This window comes from Pseudoalteromonas spongiae UST010723-006 (assembly GCF_000238255.3).
In the GTDB taxonomy this organism is placed as follows: domain Bacteria; phylum Pseudomonadota; class Gammaproteobacteria; order Enterobacterales; family Alteromonadaceae; genus Pseudoalteromonas; species Pseudoalteromonas spongiae.
In genome coordinates, this window is the sequence record NZ_CP011039.1 from 1019410 (window position 1) to 1038877 (window position 19468).

General features: G+C 41.9%; 20 protein-coding genes. 16 read left to right on the forward strand and 4 right to left on the reverse strand.

What is annotated here, in order from left to right:
- Positions 1 to 55 precede the first annotated feature (55 nt).
- The 10 genes from ccmA to PSPO_RS04860 are packed head-to-tail and all read left to right on the forward strand — an operon-like array spanning position 56 to position 7812.
- The gene (gene ccmA / locus PSPO_RS04815; RefSeq protein ID WP_010560556.1) at positions 56 to 676 is read left to right on the forward strand and encodes a cytochrome c biogenesis heme-transporting ATPase CcmA; all 621 of its coding nucleotides are present in this window, start codon (positions 56 to 58) and stop codon (positions 674 to 676) included.
- Positions 677 to 1363: a heme exporter protein CcmB gene (ccmB, locus tag PSPO_RS04820; protein ID WP_010560555.1), complete on the forward strand. Its 687-nt coding sequence runs from the start codon at positions 677 to 679 to the stop codon at positions 1361 to 1363. It abuts the gene before it with no gap.
- Between the two features lie 2 nt (positions 1364 to 1365).
- Positions 1366 to 2115 (forward strand): heme ABC transporter permease, encoded by a 750-nt coding sequence (locus tag PSPO_RS04825; protein ID WP_010560554.1) that lies wholly within the window; start codon positions 1366 to 1368, stop codon positions 2113 to 2115.
- Positions 2105 to 2305: a heme exporter protein CcmD gene (ccmD, locus tag PSPO_RS04830; RefSeq protein WP_010560553.1), complete on the forward strand. Its 201-nt coding sequence runs from the start codon at positions 2105 to 2107 to the stop codon at positions 2303 to 2305. The genes PSPO_RS04825 and ccmD overlap by 11 nt, the downstream gene beginning before the upstream one ends.
- Positions 2302 to 2784, forward strand: a complete 483-nt coding sequence (gene ccmE, locus PSPO_RS04835) for a cytochrome c maturation protein CcmE (protein ID WP_010560552.1) — start codon at positions 2302 to 2304, stop codon at positions 2782 to 2784. Before ccmD ends, ccmE begins: the two co-directional genes overlap by 4 nt.
- 2 nt (positions 2785 to 2786) lie before the next feature.
- The gene (locus tag PSPO_RS04840; protein WP_010560551.1) at positions 2787 to 4748 is read left to right on the forward strand and encodes a heme lyase CcmF/NrfE family subunit; all 1962 of its coding nucleotides are present in this window, start codon (positions 2787 to 2789) and stop codon (positions 4746 to 4748) included.
- Complete coding sequence (locus tag PSPO_RS04845) at positions 4745 to 5314, forward strand: redoxin family protein (protein ID WP_010560550.1); 570 nt, start codon at positions 4745 to 4747, stop codon at positions 5312 to 5314. Before PSPO_RS04840 ends, PSPO_RS04845 begins: the two co-directional genes overlap by 4 nt.
- On the forward strand, positions 5314 to 5772 hold the full coding sequence (locus PSPO_RS04850) for a cytochrome c-type biogenesis protein (RefSeq protein ID WP_010560549.1): 459 nt from the start codon (positions 5314 to 5316) through the stop codon (positions 5770 to 5772). Before PSPO_RS04845 ends, PSPO_RS04850 begins: the two co-directional genes overlap by 1 nt.
- Positions 5769 to 7028, forward strand: a complete 1260-nt coding sequence (gene ccmI / locus PSPO_RS04855; protein ID WP_010560548.1) for a c-type cytochrome biogenesis protein CcmI — start codon at positions 5769 to 5771, stop codon at positions 7026 to 7028. Before PSPO_RS04850 ends, ccmI begins: the two co-directional genes overlap by 4 nt.
- Positions 7029 to 7047: 19 nt before the next feature.
- Complete coding sequence (locus PSPO_RS04860) at positions 7048 to 7812, forward strand: MlaA family lipoprotein (protein ID WP_010560547.1); 765 nt, start codon at positions 7048 to 7050, stop codon at positions 7810 to 7812.
- Positions 7813 to 7895: 83 nt separating this feature from the next.
- On the opposite strand, the gene PSPO_RS04865 is transcribed toward PSPO_RS04860, so the two are convergent.
- Positions 7896 to 9119: an EAL and HDOD domain-containing protein gene (locus tag PSPO_RS04865; RefSeq protein WP_010560546.1), complete on the reverse strand. Its 1224-nt coding sequence runs from the start codon at positions 9117 to 9119 to the stop codon at positions 7896 to 7898.
- Positions 9120 to 9367: 248 nt separating this feature from the next.
- Between PSPO_RS04865 and putP the strand changes: the two genes are divergently transcribed.
- The 3 genes from putP (at position 9368) to PSPO_RS04880 (ending at position 15198) form a co-directional block, all read left to right on the forward strand.
- Entirely contained in the window at positions 9368 to 10852 is a 1485-nt protein-coding gene (putP, locus tag PSPO_RS04870) for a sodium/proline symporter PutP (protein WP_010560545.1), read from the forward strand.
- 40 nt (positions 10853 to 10892) lie between these two features.
- Entirely contained in the window at positions 10893 to 12497 is a 1605-nt protein-coding gene (locus tag PSPO_RS04875) for a mechanosensitive ion channel family protein (protein ID WP_010560544.1), read from the forward strand.
- 421 nt (positions 12498 to 12918) lie between these two features.
- On the forward strand, positions 12919 to 15198 hold the full coding sequence (locus tag PSPO_RS04880; RefSeq protein WP_010560543.1) for a TonB-dependent receptor: 2280 nt from the start codon (positions 12919 to 12921) through the stop codon (positions 15196 to 15198).
- Positions 15199 to 15332: 134 nt separating this feature from the next.
- Here PSPO_RS04880 and PSPO_RS04885 read toward each other — a convergent pair whose 3' ends face one another.
- Positions 15333 to 16226 carry a hypothetical protein gene (locus PSPO_RS04885; RefSeq protein WP_010560542.1) on the reverse strand — a complete coding sequence of 298 codons (894 nt, stop codon included), beginning with the start codon at positions 16224 to 16226 and terminating at the stop codon, positions 15333 to 15335.
- A 293-nt stretch (positions 16227 to 16519) separates the two neighbouring features.
- Between PSPO_RS04885 and PSPO_RS04895 the strand changes: the two genes are divergently transcribed.
- From PSPO_RS04895 to PSPO_RS04905, 3 genes are read left to right on the forward strand one after another with little or no spacing between them, the layout of a single operon-like run.
- Positions 16520 to 16819 carry a hypothetical protein gene (locus PSPO_RS04895; protein WP_010560541.1) on the forward strand — a complete coding sequence of 100 codons (300 nt, stop codon included), beginning with the start codon at positions 16520 to 16522 and terminating at the stop codon, positions 16817 to 16819.
- A 4-nt stretch (positions 16820 to 16823) separates the two neighbouring features.
- Complete coding sequence (locus PSPO_RS04900) at positions 16824 to 17480, forward strand: HAD family hydrolase (RefSeq protein ID WP_010560540.1); 657 nt, start codon at positions 16824 to 16826, stop codon at positions 17478 to 17480.
- A 48-nt stretch (positions 17481 to 17528) separates the two neighbouring features.
- Positions 17529 to 18353, forward strand: a complete 825-nt coding sequence (locus tag PSPO_RS04905) for a DNA ligase (protein ID WP_010560539.1) — start codon at positions 17529 to 17531, stop codon at positions 18351 to 18353.
- A gap of 1 nt (position 18354) precedes the next feature.
- Here the strand turns inward: PSPO_RS04905 and PSPO_RS04910 are convergent, their stop codons facing one another.
- Positions 18355 to 18813 carry a methylglyoxal synthase gene (locus PSPO_RS04910; protein WP_010560538.1) on the reverse strand — a complete coding sequence of 153 codons (459 nt, stop codon included), beginning with the start codon at positions 18811 to 18813 and terminating at the stop codon, positions 18355 to 18357.
- 11 nt (positions 18814 to 18824) lie between these two features.
- Positions 18825 to 19460, reverse strand: coding sequence for a LysE family translocator (locus tag PSPO_RS04915; RefSeq protein ID WP_010560537.1), 636 nt, complete (start codon positions 19458 to 19460; stop codon positions 18825 to 18827).
- Between the last annotated feature and the right edge of the window lie 8 nt (positions 19461 to 19468).

A 19468-nucleotide genomic window follows, 5' to 3' on the forward strand; every position in this document is an offset into this window, starting at 1 on the left:
TACAATACCATTATGTTAGACTAATGCCCAATTTTAGGTCGAGAGATGATTAAACTTGTTAAAAGTAGATTCAATTTGCTGCATTCGGCAAGATAGATGTTTATTTGAAGATCTCTCTTTTGAATTACATCAAGGGCAAATTGTCCAGTTAGAAGGGCAAAATGGTGCGGGTAAAACCTCGCTACTACGTATTCTAGCGGGATTTGTGCGTGCTGAATCGGGCAAGGTTTTGTGGCAAGGTCAAGACATTGCCAAAGATAATCTGCAATTTGCAAGTGATACGCTTTATATTGGTCACAAAACTGGGGTAAATGGTCAATTAACTGCAGTTGAAAATCTTGCCTTCTGGCTTGAAACCCATGGTTTAGAAACACAGCAAGATTTACACGATGTATTAGCGCAACTTGGATTAGTAGGCCTTGAAGATGTGCCAGTACGTTTACTCTCGGCTGGGCAACAACGTCGTGTTGCACTGGCGCGCCTTTGGCTTAACAAAGCAACACTCTGGATGCTCGACGAACCCTTTACTGCGGTGGATAAAAAAGGCGTGGTGCTATTGCAGCAGCAATTCAAAAAACATTTAGCACAAGGTGGCGCGATTATTTTAACTAGCCACCAAGACCTAACAGAACATTTCCCCGAGCTGTCGCGCTTAGTATTGGAGTACCGTTTCTAAATGAAAACTCACGATTCTTACTGGCGCTTATTTTCAAGTATCTATAAAAAAGATCTGACGTTGGCATTTCGTCAGCGCTCAGAAATTATTAATCCTGTTTTATTTTTTATCATTGTGATCACCTTATTTCCGTTAGGGGTTGGTCCTGAGCCTAATCTATTAGCGCGTATGGCACCAGGAATCATTTGGGTAGCTGCATTGCTCTCTACCATGCTAGGTTTAGATAAAATGTTCCGCGATGATTACGTGGATGGTACGTTAGAGCAAATGATGTTAAGTCCATTTCCAACATCATTGACCGTGTTAGCTAAGGTTACTGCACATTGGACGGTTACTGGGTTACCTTTGGTGCTAATGACACCCATGTTCGCCTTATTACTTAATTTAGAAAGCGAAGCGTTAACGGCGACCTTGTTGACGCTACTGATTGGTACGCCGTTGTTAAGCCTAATTGGGGCGATAGGTGCGGCGTTAACTGTGGGATTACAAAAAGGCGGCGTACTGCTTAGCTTGTTGGTATTGCCTTTGTATATTCCGGTACTAATTTTTGCGACATCTGCAATCGACGCAGGTTCTATGTCGCTTGACTACTCGGGTCAACTAGCCATATTAGGGGCGCTGCTTGCCGGTGCAAGTGTATTAGCGCCATTTGCCGTTTCATCATCTTTAAAAGTGAGTGTAAGTTAGTTATGTGGAAGTGGTTACATCCATATGCGAAAGCAGAAAAAGCGTATCAAGTATGCAATACCTTGATGCCGTACTTTGCCGTCGTTGCCGTGATTGGTTTGATTGTGGGTTGGACTTGGGGTCTTGCGTATGCGCCAGCTGACTATCAACAAAAAGACAGTTATCGAATTATCTTTATTCATGTTCCTTCCGCCATATTGTCAATGGGGGCTTACACCTCAATGGCAATTACCGCATTTATTGCCATGGTGTGGCAGATCCGAAATGCTGAATTGGCCGTAATTGCTATTGCACCAGTGGGCGCAGCAGTCGCAGCAATTGCCTTAATCACTGGTGCTGCATGGGGTAAACCTATGTGGGGTACTTGGTGGGTTTGGGATGCTCGCTTAACCACAATGCTGATTTTATTGTTTTTATATGTTGGTGTGATTGCGCTTTATCACGCTTTTGAAGATAAAGGTGCAGCAGGTCGCGCATCATGTATCTTAGCCATGGTTGGTGTAGTTAATGTGCCTATTATTCATTACTCAGTAGAGTGGTGGAACACCTTGCACCAAGGCTCAACGATTACCAAGTTTGATGGTTCAGCAATTGATAGCAGCATGCTATATCCATTGCTTATTAATATTTTGGCATTTGCATGCTTAATGGCTGTTATCGTGCTAATGCGTTTAAAGAATGAAATTTTAGAAAGAGAAAAGCACCGCCCCTGGGTGCGTAATTTAGTGAGTGGAGGTAAAAATGCAGTTTAACTCGCTTTCAGAATTTTTCGCGATGGGTGGCTATGGCTTTTATGTCTGGCTCTCATATGGGGCATGTGCAGTGATTTTATTAGGTATTTTTATATCGAGTAAACGCACTCACGGCAAAATTTTAGAAGATGTAAAATCGCAAATTGCGCGCGAAGCACGTATTAAAAAGGCGAAGGAGCAGGGGCTGTGAATCCAAGACGTAAAAAACGAATGTTTACCATTATTGCGGTGCTTTTGGGTATTGGCTCGGCAATTGGCTTAACGCTTTACGCGTTGCAAGAAAATATCAACTTATTTTATACCCCGTCAGAGCTAATTGAAGGTAAAGGGCCAAATAAAGAAAAGCCATTTGTCGGTCAAAAGTTACGCATTGGCGGTATGGTTGTACCGGGTTCAGTAGTACGTAACGAAGAATCGTTAGATGTTGAATTTAAACTGATTGATACCGGTCCTTTAGTAACGATCCGTTATCACGGTATTCTTCCAGACTTATTCCGTGAGGGTCAGGGTATTGTGGCACAGGGCGTGCTAATTGAACCTAATGTCATCGAAGCGTTCGAAGTACTTGCTAAGCATGATGAAGAATACATGCCTGCTGATGTTGCTGAAGCAGTTAAGGGCATTAAACACGAAAAACCAAAATATAACCTAAATAACGGCGGTTACTAATTATGATTGCTGAATTAGGTTATTTATCGTTAACGCTGGCGCTAGCGTTTTCGATATTACTCAGTGTGTATCCTATGTATGGTGCTGTAAAAGGCAATTTACGCCTAATGCAAAGCGCACCATCGTTTGCTTTAGCGCAGTTTGTTTTTACTGCGATTTCATTTGGTATATTAATTTATGTAACCTTGATAGATGACTTCACGGTTGCTTATGTTGCAAGTCACAGCAGTACAACCTTGCCATGGTACTATAAAGTAACCTCTACTTGGGGCGGTCACGAAGGTGCGGTATTACTTTGGGTATTAATGCAAACAGGTTGGACGGCGATTGTTGCATTTGCGTCTAAATCATTACCGTGGCAATTGCGTGCGCGCGTACTGTCTATTTTAGGCTTTTTAGGCCTAGGCTTTATTCTTTATACGCTGCTAATGTCGAGCCCATTCGAACGTTTACTGCCTTATTTCCCAATCGAAGGGCACGATTTAAATCCATTGTTACAAGATCCGGGCATGATTATTCACCCACCTTTATTGTACATGGGTTACGTAGGTTTATCGGTGTCGTTTGCATTTGCGATTGCGGCGCTGTTAATGGGCAAGTTAGATAATACCTGGGCAAAATGGTCACGGCCTTGGACTATGGCCGCGTGGTTGTTCTTAACACTTGGTATTACGATTGGTTCTTGGTGGGCTTATGCCGAGCTTGGCTGGGGCGGCTGGTGGTTCTGGGATCCAGTTGAAAATGCATCACTAATGCCATGGCTTGTAGCAACTGCACTTATCCACTCACTTGCGGTAACTGAAAAACGAGGCGTATTTAAGTCGTGGACGGTATTACTCGCGATTGCAGCGTTCTCGTTAACACTGCTTGGTACCTTTATTGTGCGTTCGGGTATTATTGTATCGGTACACGCCTTTACCACTGATCCAGGTCGTGGTTCGTTTATTCTGTCGTTCCTTGCCATTGTTGTAGGCGGTAGTTTGCTACTCTATGCATTAAGAGCGGGCACGGTCGAATCGACGTCGCGTTATAAGTTTTTCTCTCGTGAAGTAGCGCTATGGCTCAATAACTTATTATTGTGTGTTTCAATGTTAATAGTACTGCTTGGTACTTTATTGCCTATGGTGCACAAAGAGCTTGGAATGGGCACAATTTCAATTGGTGTACCTTTCTTTAATCAAATGTTCTTCTACTTGTTAATGCCGTTCTCTTTACTATTAGGCTTAGGGCCTATGCTGCGCTGGAAACAAAATAAGTTTTCTCATGTTATGAAAAAGCTGGTTGGTGCACTTGTTGTGACAGCTGTCGTTACTTTTGCATGGCTTTATTCAAGTTATGAAAATGTGTCGACTACCACCTTAGTGGGTGTTTTCTTTGCCCTTTGGGTTTGTTTAACAGTGGCGATTGATTTGTTTGAAAAGTTAAGCAAAGAAGGCATGTCACTGACAAAATTGGGTAACAGTTTTTGGGCGATGCATACTGCTCACTTAGGCTTTGCTTTTGTGGTACTCGGTGTCACGCTAACGTCAGCTTACTCGGTAGAAAAACAAGTAAAAGTTAACCCTGGTGAGCAAGTTCAACTCAATGATTACAATTATCGTTTTGACGGTGTTAAAGCCATTGTTGGCCCTAACTATAAAGGTCATGCTGGCGTTGTAACTGTCTTTAAAGATAACCAAAAAGTAACAGAGCTTTACGCCGAAAAACGTCAATACGATGTAGGCATGCAAGTAATGACTGAAGCGGCTATCGATGCCAAGTTAAGTCGTGATTTATACCTTGCGTTAGGTGAACAGCTAAGTAACGGCGCGTGGGCACTGCGTATTTACGAAAAGCCGTTTGTACGCTGGATGTGGCTTGGTGGTATTTTAATGTCGCTTGCTGGTGTATTTATGATGCTTGATAAGCGCTATCGCCGTAAAACGGCGGCATCTAAGGCAACCATTAAAGGGGCTATTGCATGAAAAACAAAACTTTAATGTTAGTGCCGTTTATTATTTTTGCTGTGCTGTGTGTCTTTTTACTGAAAGGTTTATTTGGTAATCCAAAGGAAATTGAAACTGGGCGTATAGGGCACACTATGCCAACGTTCAGTCTGCCGGATCTAATGGATGAGAATAAGCGCTGGAGCGATAAAGATTTACTCGGCGAAGTGTACTTATTAAATGTGTGGGGGACTTGGTGCCCAACGTGTTTAATTGAATTACCTTATTTGACTAAATTGCGCGGACAAGGTGTAAAAATTATCGGTTTGTATTACGAACAAAGCTATGACCCAGACTTTGGTGATGTGTTTGATTTACCTGCATTGCAAAGTGAAGTAAAGGGTATGTTGGCGCGCACAGGTGACCCGTATCAATTTAACATTCTCGATCTTAATCGCACACTGGCGTTAGATTTAGGTGTTTCGGGTGCGCCAGAGCACTTCCTAGTAGATAAAAACGGTAAGATAATTTTACATCACACCGGTGATATTAATGAACGAGTATGGCGTGCCAAGTTTGCACCTAAGTTATTAGAGCTCCAGTAATGAAGAATTTTTTAATGGTTTTATTAACGGTATTTGCTGCGCAGCTATTTGCCGCCGAGAACCAATATCAATTTAATAGCGCAGAAGAAGAGCAATTATTTCGCCAATTAACGGCTGAATTACGTTGCCCAAAATGTCAAAACCAAAATATTGCAGACTCCGATGCAGTGGTTGCTAAAGACTTACGTGATAAAGTGCTTCAGCTAGTACAAGAGGGTAATACTAAAGACCAAGTGGTTGACTATATGATCGATCGCTATGGTTATTTTGTTCACTACAAGCCGCCAGTGACACCGTTAACACTGCTTCTTTGGGTGTTACCACTTGGCTTTGTGTTGCTTGGTTTTGTGTTTATTTTATTTAAGCAAAAGAAACAAGCACAAAGTCGTTCAACGTGGACGGATGCAGATGAACAAAAACTGTCAAAACTGATTGCCAAGTATAAGGAAGTAGCATGATCACGTCATTTTATATCTATGCTGCTGCGTTAATTGTATTTGGTTTATTGTTCGTCGTTTTTCCATTTATTCGTAAAGAAAAAGCGGTAAAAACGAGTCCTAATGCAAACGCACTTCGTATTTCAGACTATGAGTCGCGTCTTGATGAATTAAAACAAGAAGTTGATACCGGTAAACTGAGTGACGATGCCTATAACACTGCGGTAATTGAGCAAAAAAAAGCTTTATTACAAGAGCTTGCGCCTGAGCAACAATTAAGCCAGCGCGGTAACCGTTCGGTTATTGCGCTCACGGCAAGTATGTTTACGCTAACATTCTGCGCGGTGTTTTATTTAATGACAGGCAGCTATAACTTACTTACTCAGTGGCAGCAAGCGAAAGATAACTTACCAGAGCTCGGCAAGCGTGCGGTATTGCAGCAGGGCGAACCTTTGTCTAATAATGAGATGCAACAGCTGGCGTTAGGTCTGCGTACTAAATTAGCCGAGCAGGGCGACGACGAGATGGCTTGGTTGTTACTTGGCCGCATTATGCTTATGCTAAATGATTTTGAAGCAGCAAATATGTCGTTTGATAAAGCGCTTGCGATGAACCCAAAAAGCGTAAACGCGCTAGTTAGTAAGGCACAAGTGCTGATGCTAGAAGGTTCAGAAAGTTCGATGAATCAAGCAGCGAAGGCGGTTTCTCAAGTATTAAAGTTAGAACCAAGCAATACTGACGCACTCTCAATGCTCGCACTAATTGCTTATGAGCGTGGTGATTGGCAGCAGTCACTTGCTGCGTTTGAGCTTATTTTGGGACGCATGTCGACAACCAACCCGAGCTACGCAATGTTGTCAGCGCGCGTTGAAGAGTTAAAAGCGAAAGTTGCTGAGCAATCTAACACTTCTAAACAAAATTCACTTGGACAAGTGCGTTCAGTCGCGGTAAATATTACGTTATCAGATGAACTGAAAGACAAATTACCGCGTAATGGTGTGTTATTTGTATTTGCAAAAGCCGAAAGCGGTCCACCAATGCCGTTAGCTGTTGTGAAAAAATCACAATGGCAATTACCGCTGCAAGTAACGTTATCAGAAAGTGATGCGATGGTTGCGGGCATGAGCTTTGCTGAGTTTAAACGCGTTAAAGTGGTAGCGCGTGTGAGTAATGACGATAAAGTTGATACGCAAGCTGGCGAACTTGAAGGACAGACCAAAGGTTTTGATATCGAGCAAGTCAATCAAGTTGAATTAACAATTGATACATTACTTTAAGTTTTAATAGGGATACTGAGTGCTTAATCAAAAAATCCAGTCTGTGTTTAGTCTATTAGCGGCAGTTATTGTACTGCTGTTAACGGGTTGCGCACAGGTGCCACCAGAAAAAGACGATCCAAGAGATCCGTTGCAATCGATGAACCGTCCGATTTATGACTTTAATATGGATGTGTTGGATGCGTACGTATTGCGCCCAGCTGCGGTAGGTTACAGCAAGGTAACGCCTCAGCCTGTGCGTAATGGTTTAGTTAATGCAACGAATAATCTCGATGCGCCGATTGATGCAACAAACTCGTTGCTGCAGGGCAAGATTTCAAATTCGGGCGTTAGCGTTGCACGCTTTTTAGTGAACTCAACTGTGGGTATTTTTGGTATTTTTGATGTTGCCTCAGAGATTGGTTTGGTTGAAGAGCCGGAAGACTTTGGCCAAACACTTGGTGTATGGGGAGCTGGCGACGGGCCTTATTTAATGTTTCCTGCTTACGGACCAAGTACGGCGAGAAATATCTCTGGTGATGTGATGGATGCGTTTGTATTGCCAAGTATCTCGCTTGGTACGCCAGCCACAATTGGTAAGTGGGTGATCAAAGTATTAGAGGCGCGTGCATCGCTTATTCCTCAGGAGGCTTTGCTGAACGAATCACTCGATCCATATTTGTTTATGAAAGATATTTATCTTCAGCGTCAGCTTTACGAACTGCATGATGGTAATCCACCTTTACCAAAAGTCGAAAAGACCGAAGAGGAAACTGCTAATGACGATTTCTTCGAGAACTTGTAAAGTGCTAAACTATTTCGCTTAAGACATAAAAAAACCGACTTAATTGTCGGTTTTTTTATGGGCAAAATAGATTGTCTCTGAGCTTAGTTACTCATTGCTTCCATTTGTAAATTAGCCCACTGCAATGCATCGTGGTAAGCAGTTGGAATATCATCTGCATTTAAGTTCAGTTTGGTTTGAATCTCATTGGCTTCTTGCCATTTTGCTTGTTCATACGCTTCAACCAAACCAAGGTAGTCTGCTAAACGGCCTTCACGCTTTAGAATGGCAAGTTTAATCTCTTCAGAGAGCGGTAGCTTTTCTAAAATGGCGTCCATAGACTGATCTAAAATACCGTCGATAAGCGACAACATGCCAGTTAAAAACGCTTTAGATGATTCTTGGAACTGACCTGATTGTTCAGATAATTGCTCAGCGAACTTCGCGCGTGTTAAGCAAAGGCGCATTAGTTCAGGTGGCTTATCTGAAGCAACCTGCGCCGTAAATAGTACTGATAAGAAACGTTTTAGCTCTTCTACACCCAGTACAACCAACGCTTGCTTGATAGTACTGATTTCTGCGCGACGCTTAAATGCCGCTGAATTTGAATAACGTAATAACTTGTACGATAAGTTAACATCACGCTCAAATACTTCGGTTACTTTCTTTAAGTCCATATCTGGGCTTGATGTTTGGTAAAGCAGTTCAGCCAATGTCATTTCGTTTGGCGCTAGCGCACGGCTTTGTACCACTTCTGGTTTAGCAAAGAAGAATCCTTGGAAGTAATCAAATCCAAGTTCCATTGCTTTTTCAAATTGCTCAGGAGTTTCTACTTTTTCTGCGAGAAATTTGATGCTTGGGAAGTCTTTTGTTTGAGCAATGATTTCTTGTATTTGCTCAAGCGAGGTGTCGAGCCAGTCAATTTTGATAATATCGACGAAAGGGTAGAAGTGACGCCATACGGGGGCATGTTTGTAGTCGTCTAACGCTATCGTATAGCCCATTTCTTTAAGTTCTTTTACGGCGGCTAATAGGCGTTTACCCGGTTGTACGGTTTCAAGTATTTCAACAACCACTTCTTTTGTCTCAAGGGTTTTTGCATACCCTTTAAGTAGCGTCTCAAGAGTGAAATTGATAAACGCAGGCTTATCGCCTGTCATATCCTCTAAACCAAGGCTTAATTGGCTACCTTCAATTAAACGTGATGTTGCTTCGTCTTCGTTTATATTAGGAAATACATTTTCTAAACTGTCTCTGAAAAGTAGTTCGTAGCCAATTAGCTTCTTTTCTCGGTTTAGAATAGGCTGTCTCGCTGCATAAAAATACATAAAAGCAGAGGTCCTGTATGTTGTCTTTAGAATTTTTTATGACTTGAATATAGGATAATTGAGTGTGCATTTCACCTGTTTTTGGTTATTTTTTCCTAGGTGAACAAATTTGACGCACTATCAGTTGCATTAATCGCAAGAAATAAACAAATCAAAGTAATGTTTTGATATAGTGAAATATTATGACAGCTCGCATTTGATGTGAAAATGCGAATAAAGTACTAAGTTTAGTACCTAGGAGAGATAACTTGGAATTCGGCACAATTTTTTCGTTAGCCTTATATTTTATCGTGATGTTAGGCATTGGTTTTTATGCCTATAAAAAGTCAACGAGTGACGTATCAGGCTATATGCTCGGCGGTAGAAATTTAAGCCCAAGTGTAACGGCATTATCGGCGGGCGCATCCGATATGAGTGGCTGGATGCTAATGGGTCTGCCTGGTGCAATGTACTTGTCGGGACTCAGTAGTGCATGGATTGGCATTGGTTTGATTATTGGTGCGTATCTTAACTATCTGATTGTTGCACCGCGTTTGCGTAGTTATACCGAATTGGCAAATGACTCAATTACGCTTCCTGATTTTTTTGAAAACCGATTTAACGATGATAAGCGCGTGCTACGCGTTATCTCATCAATTGTAATTATTGTATTTTTTACACTTTACACCTCATCTGGTGTGGTTGCAGGCGGCAAGCTGTTTGAATCAAGTTTTGGCTTAAGCTACGAGTTAGGTTTGTATGTAACTGCTGGCGTTGTTGTTGTGTACACTTTGTTTGGTGGGTTTTTGGCGGTTAGCCTGACTGACTTTGTACAAGGTTGCATTATGTTTTTAGCCTTAGTGTTAGTGCCGTTTGTGGTACTAAGTGAAGTTGGCGGATTATCTAATGCGGTGGCAACGGTAGAACAAATTAACCCAAGCTTACTCAGTTTTGCGTCGGGTGTTTCTGTACTGGGTGTTGTTTCTGCGATGGCATGGGGTTTGGGTTATTTTGGACAACCACATATTATTGTGCGCTTTATGGCTATTCGCTCAGTTAAAGATTTACCGACTGCGCGCCGTATTGGCATGAGTTGGATGATTGTGTCGCTTATCGGTGCATTAGCGACAGGGTTTGTTGGTGTTGTGTATGTCAATCAAACGGGCACTGAATTAAAAGATGCGGAGACCATCTTTATTTTATTATCGCAAGTATTGTTTCATCCATTAATTGCAGGCTTTTTATTAGCGGCAATTCTAGCTGCGATTATGAGTACGATTTCATCACAGCTGTTGGTAACGTCTAGTTCGCTTACAGAAGACATATACAAAGCGTTCTTTAATCAACAAGCGTCACAAAAAACCTTAGTAACGGTAGGCCGTATTTCAGTGCTTGCAGTCGCGCTACTTGCTATCTTCCTCGCTTATGACCGTGACAGTTCAATTTTAAGTTTAGTAAGTAATGCTTGGGCTGGCTTTGGTGCGGCGTTTGGACCAGTTGTTATACTTAGTTTGTATTGGTCGCGTATGACTAAGCAGGGCGCGCTTGCGGGGATTATTTCGGGTGCGGTGACAGTATTACTGTGGATTTATTTACCAATTAGTGTAAATGGTGATAGCTTAAGTAGCTTAATGTACGAAATCGTACCTGGCTTTATTATTGCTACTTTGGCGATTGTGATTGTCAGTCGTCTTACTGATGAACCAAGTGACGAGCAAGTAGCTTTATTTAATAAGGCAAAAAGCCACAGTTAATCGCTAAAATAAACTCAAATGTGAATAGGGAATGTAGCACATGAAACACACAATCTGGCACAGTTTGCTTTTGAGTTTATTCCTGTTTTTCGGTGTTGCGTTAGCGCAGTCGAAAAACGAAGTAACCGTTAAAGATTTGCTTGAACAAGAAAACGTTGAGCAAACTCATTCACAAGACAAGTCACTTAATACCTTTATCGGTTGGGATATGCTTGGTCGCGAAACACCACGCGGCAGCATGCAAGGGTTTTTAACCGCCGCACGTCAATCAGATTATGAGCAGGCTGCAAATTACCTCGATTTTCGCAATCTACCATTTAAGGTAGAAGAGACACATAAAGCTGAAATCGCCCGCCAACTCCATGTCAGTTTAGACCGTGCGCTGTGGGTTGATATTGATGGCTTGTCGAACGATCCATTGGGCACCTTGCCTGAAAATGTACCTGACTATCGCGATTTAGTTGGCACCATAGATACGCCCGAAGGCAAAGTTGCTGTGTTGCTGCAACGAGTTCCGTTTAACGATAATCGAATTTGGAAAATCTCAAATGCAACGGTGGCAAAAACCCCGTTGCTCGATAAGTACTACGGCTACAGTGAGTTAGGTGAATGGCTATCGATGAATTTGCCAAGTTATCGCTTTATGGGGGTGATGTTATGGCAATGGCTTTATTTTTCGGTAACCTTGCTGCTTTATGTGGTGCTTGCCTCAGTGGGCTTTTGGCTTTTAATCCGTGTTACCCGTTTTGCCAATCTTAAAGTCACTAATTATATACAGTTTCTTTATGGCCCATTTAGCTTTTTGACTGCCACGATTCTAGCGCGCAATTACGCAGATACCTCGAATGTAACTTTTGCGGTAAAAGCCGTTGCTGAAGCGTCGACATTGTCTATTTTTGCGTGGTTGTGGTTTTTATGGCGCATTGCCGATTTGTTCAAGCAAAAGTATTCAGAAAAACTGATTGCCGAGGGAAAAGATCATGCAACCTACTTACTAAGGCCTGCGGGCAATGTCATTAAGTCATTATTGGTGATTGCAGCTGCCTTAATTTGGCTTGAGAATTTAGGCTTCAGTGCCACTACCATTATGGCTGGTTTAGGAATTGGCGGTTTGGCTGTTGCACTTGCGGCGCAAAAGTCGGTCGAGAACTTAATTGGGGCGATCACTCTCTATTCATCAACGCCCGTTAAAGTGGGGAACTTATGCCGTATTGGCCAGTTTATTGGCACAGTTGAAGAGATTGGCTTACGCGCCACTCGCGTGCGCACTATCGAACGTACAGTGGTGTACATTGCTAACGCTAAGTTTATTGATATGGAAATTGAAAACTTTTCGGAACGTGAAAAGATGGCATTTCGCCCTAAGTTATTGCTTGCGATGCCAGAGTCAAACAGTCAGTTGGAGCAGTTTAATGTGGCGCTAAAGGCCTTGTTAGATAACCACGAGTTGATAGATGAAAATCCGTGTCGTGTTTATTTTAAAGGGTTTAGCCCGTTTGCCGTTGAATTGTACGTGCTGTCGTATATTGCTACCACAAACTTCGAAACCTACTTGCAAGTTAGTGATGAAATTCACTTTCAAATTATGGCATTGTTGCATCAACATCAACTTACTTTGGCATCACCGGAGTTACTCTCAGCATAGAAATGTAAATTTCATGTAACTTCTGTGCGGCCATTTGTCCTTTCTTTAAATGTACTTTTTTAGAGTATTTTGCAAAAAATGCTGCTAAAAGATGCAAAAAAGTGCATTTAAACTATATTTCATATTCGATCTGTTAAAACTTTTCAAGGATATATGTCCTTTTTAAACGGTGGCAATTTGTATTATTTTTGCCGCAAATGGATACGGGTGTAAACAACATGTTAACCGGAAGGCTGGCTGTTGCGGCGATGTTCAACCCGCAGTATTAAGTACTCGTATTGATGGGTCCGCGTTAAACACGTGTAAAGTTGAACTTCGCCATTCACTTTAAAAGGATACAAGCATGATTATGACTGTCTCAAGACAACTGAGTTCAGCTAATCAAACGTTTTATTTTGAGTGCACAAGGTTTTAAACCACCATGAAATATCTACAAAAGTCAAAGCTAGCTAAATTAATTCAAGGCTCGTTATTCTCATCATTAGTTTTATCAGGTGCTGCGGTTGCACAGGGTGAAGAAGCAGGCGCTGAATCTGCACAATTAGAAGTGATTCAAGTAACTGCTCGTAAACGTGTTGAGAACGCGCAAGAAGTGCCTGTTGCGGTTTCTGCGCTACAAGGCGATAACCTAGACGCATACAGTTCTGCTGGTATGGATATCCGTTTTATGAACGCGAAAATCCCAAGCTTATCAGTTGAATCTTCTTTTGGTCGTACTTTCCCACGTTTTTACGTGCGCGGTTTAGGTAACACCGATTTCGATCTGAATGCATCACAGCCAGTATCGTTAGTGGTAGACGACGTTGTACAAGAAAGCCCAATTTTAAAAGGTTTTCCGGTATTTGATGTTGAGCGTGTAGAAGTACTTCGTGGTCCTCAAGGTACATTGTTCGGCCGTAACACGCCTGCAGGTCTTGTAAAGTTTGACTCAGTTAAGCCGTCGCAAGAATTTGAAGGTTACGGTGCATTATCTTACAGCACATTTAATTCAGTCGATTTTGAAGGTGCTGTAGGCGGTGGTTTAACCGATAACCTTTCAGCTCGTGTTTCAGTACTTAAGCAAACGCGCGACGATTATATTGATAACCGTGCGCCAAATAACTTCATCAATGATGTAACCGGTGGTTACGATGAGCAAGCGGCACGTATTCAATTTTTATATGAGGCAGGTGATTTCACTGCGTTACTAAATTACCACACGCGTGATTTAGATGGTAAGCCAATTGTTTTCCATGCAAATGCAATTGAAAAAGGCACAAACAAGCCTGTTGCAGGTTTTGATCCTGAAGTGATTTACCAAGACTCAGTTCAATTTGCTACACAGCAAGTTGAGTCACAAGGTTCAAGCCTTAAATTAGAGTATGATTTTGAAGATCATACGCTTACGTCAATCACTGGTTGGGAAAGCGCTGAGATTTACTCACGTGCAGACGTTGATGGTGGTTATGGTTGTGGTAACGACTTTGTATTTGGTTGTCCAACACCTGAAATGGGTCCTGGCTTCATTTTCCTTGCATCAGAAAGTGCTGACGCAATTCCATCACACGACCAAATCTCACAAGAAATTCGTTTAGCAAGTAACTTTGCTGGTGATTTTAATTACCAAGTGGGTGCGTACTACTACAACGAAGAACAAACAATTGAAACCTTTGGTTTTGATGGTTTAGGTGGCGACTTCAACTGGGGTTATGTATTCCAAGAGCAAGATACAACGGCTTGGGCTGTATTTGCTTCAGCAGATTACCACGTTTCAGATAAGTTAAAAGTGAGCGGTGGTCTTCGTTATTCAGATGACAAGCGTGATTTTAGAGCGGTACGTCTTGTAACTCCGGGCGATTTCAACAATATCGACCTAGAAAAATCTGCTAACCCAGAAGATTCACACGTATCATGGGACTTAAGTGCAGCTTATAAGCTTACTGATGATGTAAACCTATTCGCACGTGCAGCAAATAGCTTCCGTGCACCAAGTGTTCAAGGTCGTATCTTATTTGGTGACGAAGTAACTGTAGCTGATTCTGAAACTATCAACTCAATTGAGTTTGGTGTTAAGTCAGATGTATTAGATGGCCGTGGCCGTGTAAACGCGACAACGTATTACTTCCAGATGGATGACCAGCAAGTAACTGCAGTAGGTGGTTCTGCAAACTTTAACCGTTTACTTAACGCTGATAAAACAGTTGGTTACGGTCTAGAGTTAGATTCAGAGTGGATTTTAACTGATGAGCTATTCGCGACATTCAATATCAGCTACAACAAAACTGAATTACAAGACAACTCACTGTTCTTGCAAGGCTGCTTTAACTGTACAATTACAGACCCATTTGTTGAAGGTAAAGGCTATAGCTTAGACGGCAACAGCTTACCGCATTCACCAGAGTGGATCTCTAACTTCACACTACGCTACAGTAAAGAAATTGGCGATGGTGAGTTCTTCGCATACACTGATTGGTCTTACCGCAGTGCAATTGACTTCTTCCTATATGAGTCAGTTGAATTTGAAGGCGAAGCATTACTTGAAGGCGGTATTCGCTCAGGTTACCTGTGGGAAGCTGGCGACAATGAATACGAAGTATCTGCATTTGTTAGAAATATTACTGATGAGCAAGTATTCATTGGTGGTGTAGATTTCTCAAACAATGCTGCTATGGTAAACCAACCTCGTATTATGGGTGTTGAGTTTAAGGTGTCATTTTTCTAAACACCTATTTATTTAGATTTCATAGCAAAAAGCCCATCAGTTGATGGGCTTTTTTTCGTTTAGCGATTGTTTAATACGTGGTTTCTTAAGTATATCTTGTTAAGAAAACAATACGCTTACACTTGCTGAATGGCTTACGGTGATTGTATTTGGTAATTGGGTGCATCCGATGCATTTAGTATTTTCCAGTCTGAAGTGAGAGGGTGATTAATGCCCACCGCCAAATAAGCGCTCGTTATTTTATTTTCGCGATGAAGTTGCTCAAGCCCTTTATTTAATGCTTCTGCAATACGTTGATAATTAGGAAATTGAGTTGATATTGCGAAATGACGGCTATCCCACAGTACCGCTTTTACATTTGGAATAGGCGTTAACTGCTCAAAGCTTAAATCATCATCATTTATGCGAAAATGCAGCAAGGTAAAATCGGCAATTTCACTTTTAACAAGGCGCTTCATATTTGGAAATGATTCGATATGTGCCAGCTTGATTGGGTTTAACTGATTAATTGCTTGCCAGTCAGCACTCCAAAAGCGATTTGAGATTGCGGTTAAGCGCGCTATGTCCTCTTTATTTTGCGCTTTTAATGCACGCTCGTTATTTACTGACGTATATAAACCAACATCGTATTCACCATTGCGAATAACCGCTTGGCTCGAGCGTAATGTAGTGGCATGACTTGTAATATCAGAGAGCCATAGCGTGTCGGCGCTTAATGCGTATTTTCCGCTTTTGAGCAGTTCGATATTGCGGCCATATACCGAATTATCAAAATATACTAAACGACACTGGCATTTGCCCAAGTGCAATGCTTGGTTGAGCAGAATAACATCAACTAAATCGCGCCCCTGCGGTAAATTTGAAAAATCTGAAATAGTCAGAATATCGGTCTGTTTACTTAAGCGTTGTAAGTGTAGTTTGACGTCTTCAGCGATTAAAACGGGTACATCAATAAGTTCTGTTGATTTAGCGATAGATTGAACACTAAACACGAATATCAGCAATATAACTACTTTTTGCAACCACATACTTTCTACACTAAATTGCTTATTTATTCACTATACAAACAGTTTGCGCATATTTATGCAAGCTTTAAGCAGTTGTATGCTGCGAACTTTGTGTTTACTTCGTTACTTGTATCGCGTTTTATTTATTTTGAGCGACCAAACTAGATTAATTTAGCTTTGCAAACGAAACATTTCGTTTGATTTATATAAGGTTAAATAGACGCCAGCATAAATAGCTGTTTGCAGCACATTAGCTATCCATATCTGAGGTGAAATATGCTACAGTCAGCGCGCGTTAACTAGAGGAAAATATTATGTCTGCATTTTGGAATTATCGCGTTATTGAATGCCCAAGTGACGAAGGTACACTGTTTCAAGTACATGTTGTTGAATACAATATTAATGGTAAAGCAGTTAATTGGTCTGAAACGGCTGAGGGTTCGTTTGGTACAAGCTTAACGGGCTTAGCAGAAGATATTGAGCGTCAAAAACAGGCGTTAGAAAAGCCAGTGCTCACCGTAAAGCGCTTAGTGCGTGGTTATGAATTGGTAGAAGTGGAAAGTGGCGACGTGGCAAGTTCGCCAGTGCCAGAGTCACTACAAGAGCAAGGCTAAGCCAATGTCGTTAAGTGCAGTTTATTTTGACTTAGATGGTACATTGGTTGATTCCGAGCATTTGCATGCCGTTAGTTGGAACAAGGTACTTGCGATGTTTGATTTACATTTTAGTGAGACTGAGTTTTGCCAGCAGTTTGCTGGTAAACCAACGCTTGAAGCGGCAAAAGTGCTTGTTGAAGAGCACCAGCTGGGTTTATCCGCATCGGCATTAGCAAAGAAGAAACACATTGTATTCGCTGAGATATCTAAATTGCATTTACCCGCATTATTACCGGGTGCAAAAGCGTTGCTAGCGTGGTGCCGTGAGCAGGGACTAAAGGTTGCGTTAGTGACCGGGAGTGCAAAAGAAGAAGCGCATTCTATTTTGACAGGACATGATCTTGCAAAGTACTTTGATGTGATTTTCACACGTGATGATGTTGAACAGCCAAAACCGCATCCAGAGCCTTATTTAAGGGCAATCGCGCACTTTTCATTAACAGCAAGTTCAGGGCTTGCGGTTGAAGATACCGTAACCGGCTCTAGCAGTGCCAAATCGGCTGAACTATACACTGTTGTGGTGCCTAATAAATACAGCCTAAGCGCTGACTTTTCACACGCTGATAGTCGCTGTTCATCGTTACTTGATGTTCAGGCACTTATTGCCAGCAAACTTTAAATTTTAAAGTACACTTTAAAGAGCCGTTGAATTTTCAAGGAGGAAATGATGGCTCTTAAAATTACTCTATTCTTAATCTTCTCACTTGTTACATCTGCTGCTTACTGTGTCGAAGTGCAGCTTGCCAAATCTTATCAAAAACAGCCCATTAATGATTACCTAGTGAGCGAAAAGCTTGATGGCGTTCGTGCCATATGGAAAAATAACCAGCTTGTGACGCGAAATGGTAACGTTATTCATGCGCCCACTTGGTTTACTGAACATTGGCCGAGCGAGTGGCTTGATGGTGAATTGTGGAGTAGCCATGGTGGTTTTGAGTTTATTGCCAGCACGGTACTCGATATCAAGGCAAATCATCAAGCGTGGCGTAAAATCAGGTTTTATGTATTTGATATGCCGAATCACAGCCAAGCATTTCACCAGCGCTACTTGAATTACAAAACATTGATAGAAGCCACGCCTTCTGATTATTTGGCGGCAATTGAACAGCGTCAATTTACTACTTATCAGGAGTTGGATACCTACTATCAAGCCCGAATAAATCAAGGCGCCGAAGGCATTATGCTGCATGCAAAACGTGCTCAGTTTAGCGATGGCCGCAGTGATAACTTACTTAAGCTCAAGCCGCATCAGGATGCTGAAGCGAAGGTAGTGGGTTACAGTCCGGGTAAAGGAAAATACCATGGGTTAGTTGGCGCATTGATTGTTGAGCTGCCAAGTGGTCAACAAATCAAACTGGGCAGTGGCTTGTCAGATGTTATGAGAAACACACCGCCCGAGATAGGGTCAATGGTGACATATCGTTACAATGGCTTGACGAAATACGGCAAGCCTCGTTTTGCACGGTTTCTGCGTGTCAGGCACTCTGAGTGATTTAATCGAGGCGATCGGCCAAATAATTATGGTAGTCAGGAATTGTGCGATGTATTTGTTGCGACATCAGCTCGCTGGCAATTAGCATATCAGCTGTTGCTTCATTACAGGCAACGGGAATATTCCACACCGCAGCTAGTCGCAATAATGCTTTCACGTCAGGGTCGTGAGGCTGAGAAGCAAGAGGATCCCAAAAGAAAATCAGTAGGTTGACTTCATGCTCGGCGATTTTAGCACCAAGTTGTTGGTCGCCGCCCATAGGACCGCTTAAAAGCTTTTCAACCGCCAGCCCAGTGGTTTTTTCAATTATGTGGCCAGTTGTACCGGTACCGTATAAATTGTGCTGACTGAGTACATCTTGGTGTTTTTGACACCACAGAGTTAGCGCTGATTTTTTACCATCGTGGGCAACAAGCGCAATGCTTTTTTTGGCAGGGATCGCAGTGGTAATTTGTTCCATGTTTTCACACTTTAAAATACTTCGAACACCAAGCGTAACCCCAATACAACAAAAATACTACCGGCAATACGATCAATCCATTGCTGCGCGCTTGGGTGATGTTTAAAGTAACCTGCAATCTTGTTCCCGCTTTTTACGTACAACACATCAATAGGGAAAGCCAAAATTGGATACAGCAAGCCAAAAATAAGCAACTGTAACCATACCGGTGTGCTTAGCGAACTGTCGGCGAATTGCGGAATAAAGGCTAAAAAGAAGAGCGCAACTTTTGGGTTAAAAATCTCGGTAAGCATAGCTTGTACGAAGATGTTTTTTTCTTTTTTATTTGATAGCTCACAATGAATAACTTCTGGTTTTCGTAAGCTATCAATAATGCTGGTGACACCTAAATAAACAAGGTAAAGCGCACCTATTATCAGCACTGTTTGATACGCTAACTGAGATGTTTTTAAAATAACACTGAGGCCAGCAACGGCTAATATTGTGTGTATTACACCCGCAGTGGCGAAGCCAAATGCTGTTTGCATGCCCGCGTCTTTGCCCTTAGCAAATGTTTGCGCCATTAAAAATGCATTTGACGGCCCCGGAGACACCGCTAGTAAAAAGCTTAAGGTGATAAATGACAGCAGCGATTCAAAGTTAATCATTAATTGAT

What these genes read in the sequence shown, in the direction of transcription:
- PSPO_RS04900 (WP_010560540.1), top strand. Translation starts at nt 16,824, where the DNA reads ATGTCGTTAAGTGCAGTTTATTTTGACTTAGATGGTACATTGGTTGAT.
- ccmD (WP_010560553.1), top strand. Translation starts at nt 2,105, where the DNA reads ATGCAGTTTAACTCGCTTTCAGAATTTTTCGCGATGGGTGGCTATGGC.
- PSPO_RS04845 (WP_010560550.1), top strand. Translation starts at nt 4,745, where the DNA reads ATGAAAAACAAAACTTTAATGTTAGTGCCGTTTATTATTTTTGCTGTG.
- ccmI (WP_010560548.1), top strand. Translation starts at nt 5,769, where the DNA reads ATGATCACGTCATTTTATATCTATGCTGCTGCGTTAATTGTATTTGGT.
- PSPO_RS04875 (WP_010560544.1), top strand. Translation starts at nt 10,893, where the DNA reads ATGAAACACACAATCTGGCACAGTTTGCTTTTGAGTTTATTCCTGTTT.
- PSPO_RS04850 (WP_010560549.1), top strand. Translation starts at nt 5,314, where the DNA reads ATGAAGAATTTTTTAATGGTTTTATTAACGGTATTTGCTGCGCAGCTA.
- PSPO_RS04825 (WP_010560554.1), top strand. Translation starts at nt 1,366, where the DNA reads ATGTGGAAGTGGTTACATCCATATGCGAAAGCAGAAAAAGCGTATCAA.
- PSPO_RS04885 (WP_010560542.1), bottom strand. Translation starts at nt 16,226, where the DNA reads ATGTGGTTGCAAAAAGTAGTTATATTGCTGATATTCGTGTTTAGTGTT.
- PSPO_RS04910 (WP_010560538.1), bottom strand. Translation starts at nt 18,813, where the DNA reads ATGGAACAAATTACCACTGCGATCCCTGCCAAAAAAAGCATTGCGCTT.
- PSPO_RS04880 (WP_010560543.1), top strand. Translation starts at nt 12,919, where the DNA reads ATGAAATATCTACAAAAGTCAAAGCTAGCTAAATTAATTCAAGGCTCG.
- PSPO_RS04840 (WP_010560551.1), top strand. Translation starts at nt 2,787, where the DNA reads ATGATTGCTGAATTAGGTTATTTATCGTTAACGCTGGCGCTAGCGTTT.
- ccmB (WP_010560555.1), top strand. Translation starts at nt 677, where the DNA reads ATGAAAACTCACGATTCTTACTGGCGCTTATTTTCAAGTATCTATAAA.
- PSPO_RS04865 (WP_010560546.1), bottom strand. Translation starts at nt 9,119, where the DNA reads ATGTATTTTTATGCAGCGAGACAGCCTATTCTAAACCGAGAAAAGAAG.
- PSPO_RS04905 (WP_010560539.1), top strand. Translation starts at nt 17,529, where the DNA reads ATGGCTCTTAAAATTACTCTATTCTTAATCTTCTCACTTGTTACATCT.
- PSPO_RS04895 (WP_010560541.1), top strand. Translation starts at nt 16,520, where the DNA reads ATGTCTGCATTTTGGAATTATCGCGTTATTGAATGCCCAAGTGACGAA.
- PSPO_RS04915 (WP_010560537.1), bottom strand. Translation starts at nt 19,460, where the DNA reads ATGATTAACTTTGAATCGCTGCTGTCATTTATCACCTTAAGCTTTTTA.